This window comes from Hylemonella gracilis ATCC 19624 (assembly GCF_000211835.1).
GTDB lineage: Bacteria > Pseudomonadota > Gammaproteobacteria > Burkholderiales > Burkholderiaceae_C > Hylemonella > Hylemonella gracilis.
In genome coordinates this window covers 1-4,001 of record NZ_AEGR01000004.1, presented here as the reverse complement: position 1 = coordinate 4,001, position 4,001 = coordinate 1, and the positions used below count along the sequence as shown (strand labels likewise).

The 4,001-nt window shown below is 65.7% G+C and carries 5 protein-coding genes and 1 pseudogene; 5 read left to right on the top strand and 1 reads right to left on the bottom strand.

What is annotated here, in order from left to right; all coding sequences use genetic code 11:
• Nucleotides 1–628 (bottom strand): SAM-dependent methyltransferase (locus HGR_RS00355; protein WP_039851814.1); only part of this gene is annotated, 628 nt, incomplete at its 3' end.
• Nucleotides 629–654: 26 nt separating this feature from the next.
• Here HGR_RS00355 and HGR_RS00350 point away from each other — a divergent pair.
• The 5 genes and pseudogenes from HGR_RS00350 (at nt 655) to HGR_RS00335 (ending at nt 3,957) form a co-directional block, all read left to right on the top strand.
• Nucleotides 655–1,473, top strand: a complete 819-nt coding sequence (locus HGR_RS00350; protein WP_050797344.1) for an SDR family oxidoreductase — start codon at nt 655–657, stop codon at nt 1,471–1,473.
• A gap of 5 nt (nt 1,474–1,478) precedes the next feature.
• Nucleotides 1,479–1,895, top strand: a pseudogene (locus HGR_RS17670) (dihydroneopterin aldolase); the annotation flags it as partial.
• Entirely contained in the window at nt 1,887–2,282 is a 396-nt protein-coding gene (locus HGR_RS17665) for a dihydroneopterin aldolase (protein ID WP_039851812.1), read from the top strand. The pseudogene HGR_RS17670 and the gene HGR_RS17665, both read left to right, overlap by 9 nt.
• 69 nt (nt 2,283–2,351) lie before the next feature.
• Entirely contained in the window at nt 2,352–3,296 is a 945-nt protein-coding gene (gene ttcA / locus HGR_RS00340) for a tRNA 2-thiocytidine(32) synthetase TtcA (RefSeq protein ID WP_006296035.1), read from the top strand.
• A gap of 10 nt (nt 3,297–3,306) precedes the next feature.
• Nucleotides 3,307–3,957, top strand: coding sequence for a DUF4136 domain-containing protein (locus HGR_RS00335; RefSeq protein WP_006296034.1), 651 nt, complete (start codon nt 3,307–3,309; stop codon nt 3,955–3,957).
• Nucleotides 3,958–4,001 lie beyond the last annotated feature (44 nt).

Sequence of the window (4,001 nt, the reverse complement as noted above, 5' to 3'; positions counted from 1 at the left end):
CCGCCACCGGCGGGCGCAGGTCCGTGGGGCGGTCGGCCCAGACGAAACGCCCCTGGACTTCGGAGACCCCGCGTTCGTGCCAGACGCCACGCTGACGCAGCAGCAGCTGAACCGGCATGGCGTCCAGCACCTCGTTGCCGACCACGACGCCATGCATGGCCTCGGGCAGGCTTGTGGCCCAGTCGATGCGCACGTCCGCCTGATCGGCGAATTCTTGCAAGGTCTCCTGCTGGCGGGCGCGCAGCGCGCCCGACACGTCCACGATGGTGTAACGCCGCACCTTGCCGCGCAGGACGCGCAGCAGTTGCAAAGCCAGCGCGCCAGAGCCCGCACCAAACTCCCAAACCTGGTCGGTGCCCGTGCGCTCGAGCGCTTCGCCGATCTGGGCCGCCAGCGCCTGCCCGAACAAGGGCGAGAGTTCGGGGGCCGTCACGAAATCACTGCCGCCCCCACTGGCCCCGGGCATCAGGCCCAGCTTGCGCAGATCGTTCGCGTAGTAGCCCAGGCCGGGCGTGTACAGCGCCCGCGACATGAAGTCGTCAAAGCCCAGCCAGCCCCCGGACTCCGCCAAGGCCTGCGCCAGATGCGCAGACAGATGGGTCGTTAAACTCTGCGTCGTATTGCTCACGCGCGGATTGTCACCGAAGCGATGCCATGAACGGAAAAACGGCGATCAACTTCTCCTCTACACCGAAGAAATGGGTGCTGGTCACAGGCGGCGCGCAGCGGCTGGGCCGCGTGCTCTGCCTGGCCTTCGCCCGCGAAGGCTGGGGCGTGATCTGCCACTACCGACAGTCCGATGCACCAGCGCGCGAACTCCAGGCCGAGATCACGAGACAGGGCGGGGCCTGCCACATCCTGCGCGCCGACCTGGCGGACACCGCCGCCGTGGCGGGCCTCGCGGACCAGGCCTTGGAACTTGCTCAACCCGGCCTGGATTGCGTGATCAACAATGCTTCGGAGTTCGAAGCGGACAGCGGCGCCGACTTCACACCCGAGCAATTGCTGCGCGCCTTCACCGTCAACACGATGGCACCCCTGCTCTTGACGCAGGCGCTGTTCCAACAAGTGCGACAGCGTTCAAGCCCCCCAGGCTGTGCCATTCACGTTCTGGATCAGAAAGTGCACAACTTGAATCCGGACTATTTTTCCTACACCCTGAGCAAGCTGGCCCTGGAGCGCGCGGTGGCGCTGCAGGCGCAGGCCTACGCACCGCACTTGCGCGTCTGCGGCATCTCGCCGGGCCTGACCTATGTCAGCGGACCGCAGACCGAGGACAACTTCGAGCGCGCGCGGCGTGTCAACCTCTTGCGCCAGCCGCTGAATCCCGAGCATGTGGCGCAAGCCGCATTGCACCTTGCAGAGAACCCCGCGCTCAATGGCTGCGTGCTGCCGGTGGACAACGGACAGCATCGCCTGCCGCTGGCGCGCGACGTGATGTTCGCGATCGACCTCGGACTCACGCCACGATGACCCTCATGAACACTCCCTCCTCCGCCACGTTGGCTTTCGCAGCGCTGGACCCCGCGTTGGCCTTGAACAGCCGCGTGCTGTCCCTGCGCGGACATGAACAACTCGTGCGCATCGGCGTGCATGACTTCGAGAAGCGCGCCGCGCAACGCGTGCTGTTCGACGTGGACCTCTGCGTGCCCCTCTCGCATGCCCCAGCCAGCGCGGACCAGCTGAGCAGCACGGTGGACTACGACCCCATCCGCGAGCTGATCGGCCGCCTCGCCAGCCAGGGGCGCTACGAATTGCAGGAAACCTTGTGCGACGAAATCGTGCGTCGCCTACTGGAAGACCCGCGCGTTGCCGCGGTGCGCGTCGCGACCCGCAAGCCTGACGTGTACCCCGACAGCGAATCGGTGGGTGTCGAGCGCATTGCCCTGCGCCAGGCCCAACCCGCCCACCGCAGGCCGACACAAGGCAACCAAACCCTCACCCTCACTGGCCTGCGCTTCAACGCCAACCTAGGCATCCTCGACCACGAGAAAACCACGCCCCAACCCATCCAGGTGGACGCCGAACTCAACCTCGGACCGCAACCGCTGGAACCGCACGACGACGACATCAAGCATGTGCTGGACTATCGCAAGGTGCGGCAAATCATCATCGACGAATGCCAGCGTGAGCACCTCAATCTGCTGGAGAGCATGATCGGCAAGCTGGCCCATCGCCTGCTGCAATTGCCCGGCGTTCGCGGCGTGCGCGTGAAAATCGTCAAGTTGGAGATCTTCCAGGACTGCGAAGTCGCCATCCGGGCGGAAACAGGGGAATGGTGAGGCCCTGGGCAGGAAGACGGCCCAGACGGGATAATTCTGCCCTTTGACGCTCCCGCTCACCCCAGACCCATGACCGCCACCTGGACCGAACCCGATACCGCCGCCTCCGAGATCAGCCACGAGAAGGCGCTGAAGATCGAGCGCGAGACGCACAAGCTCGAGAAGCGCCTGTGTCGCGAGGTGGGCCGCGCCATCGTGGACTACAACATGATCGAGGAAGGCGACCGTGTCATGGTCTGCATGTCCGGTGGCAAGGACAGCTACGGCATGCTGGACATCCTCATGAAGCTGCAGAGCCGCGCGCCGGTGAAGTTCACCCTGGTGGCCGTCAACCTCGACCAGAAACAGCCCGGCTTTCCGGACCACATCCTGCCCGCCTACCTGAAGGAGCTCGGCATCGAGTTCCACATCGAGACGCAGGACACCTATTCCATCGTCAAGAAGAACATCCCCGAGGGCAAGACGATGTGCAGCCTGTGCAGCCGGCTGCGCCGCGGCATTCTTTACCGGGTGGCGCGCGAACTGAAGTGCAACAAGCTGGCGCTCGGCCACCACCGCGACGACATGCTGCAGACCTTCTTTCTCAACATGTTCTTTGGTGGCAAGCTCAAGGGCATGCCACCCAAGCTGGTCAGCGACAACGGCGAGTTCATCGTGATCCGTCCCCTGGCCTACGTGGCGGAGAAGGACCTGATCCGCTGGGCCGCGCATCGCCAATACCCCATCATCCCCTGCACGCTGTGCGGCAGCCAGGAGCACTTGCAGCGCAAGCAGGTCGGAGAAATGCTGCGCGAGTGGGACAAGAAGTACCCAGGCCGGTTGGTCACCATGTTCAGCGCGCTCCAGAACGTGGTGCCGACGCACCTGATGGACGCCACGCTGCACGACTTCAAGAACATTCAGACCACGGGCGTGCCGGATGCCGACGGTGACACGGCCTTCGACGAAGAAGAATTCCCAGAACCGGCCCGGGCGGCGGGCACCCTGCCAGGCATCCAGGTCGTCACCCTCTGATCACCGTGCCATGCCGCGCCGGTTCCCTGCCCTAGCCTGCGCCGCGCTGGTCGCGCTGCTGGCCGCGGGCTGCTCCGGGCTGCGAACCATCGAGTCCGAAGTGCACGCCCTCGTGCCCCCGGTCGATGCACCAGCCACATCCACCCCGCCCCCGCACACGTCCACGCCTCTCGGACCCGGCGCGCGCTACCGCTTTGAACGCCTGCCCTCGCAGGCCGAAGAACCGGCTCGGGCCGAAGCCATCGAAGCCATGACCGACACCGCGCTTCAAGCCGTGGGCCTGTTGCGCGATGACCAGCGACCACGCTACAGCGTGCAGGTGCGCACTGGCGTCGAAACCTACTACGTGGACGACTGGGGCCGACGCTACCCCGGCCTGCCGCCCTACAGCCCGGCTTCCTTTGGCGAGTTCGGCGTCTTTGTCGGTCCGGGCCGTATCGGCATGGGCTGGGCCAGCTGGCCACCCACCGTCCGCTACGCCTATGCGGTGTCCCTGCTTGTGCGGGATCTGGACAGCCAGCGCATCGTCTACGAAACCCGGGCCAGCCATGACGGCCCCTGGGGTGACAGCGACCACGTGCTGCCGGCCCTGCTGAAAGCCGCGCTGCAGGACTTTCCCGCGCCGCACACCGGCCCCGTGAAGATTCAGATTCCCCGGTGAATGTGGCCCCCACGGTCGCTCACTGCGTGTAGCTCCCTGCCCCC

Coding starts and splice junctions, on each gene's coding strand:
- HGR_RS00350 (WP_050797344.1), top strand. CDS start 655: ATGAACGGAAAAACGGCGATCAACTTCTCCTCTACACCGAAGAAATGG.
- ttcA (WP_006296035.1), top strand. CDS start 2,352: ATGACCGCCACCTGGACCGAACCCGATACCGCCGCCTCCGAGATCAGC.
- HGR_RS00335 (WP_006296034.1), top strand. CDS start 3,307: ATGCCGCGCCGGTTCCCTGCCCTAGCCTGCGCCGCGCTGGTCGCGCTG.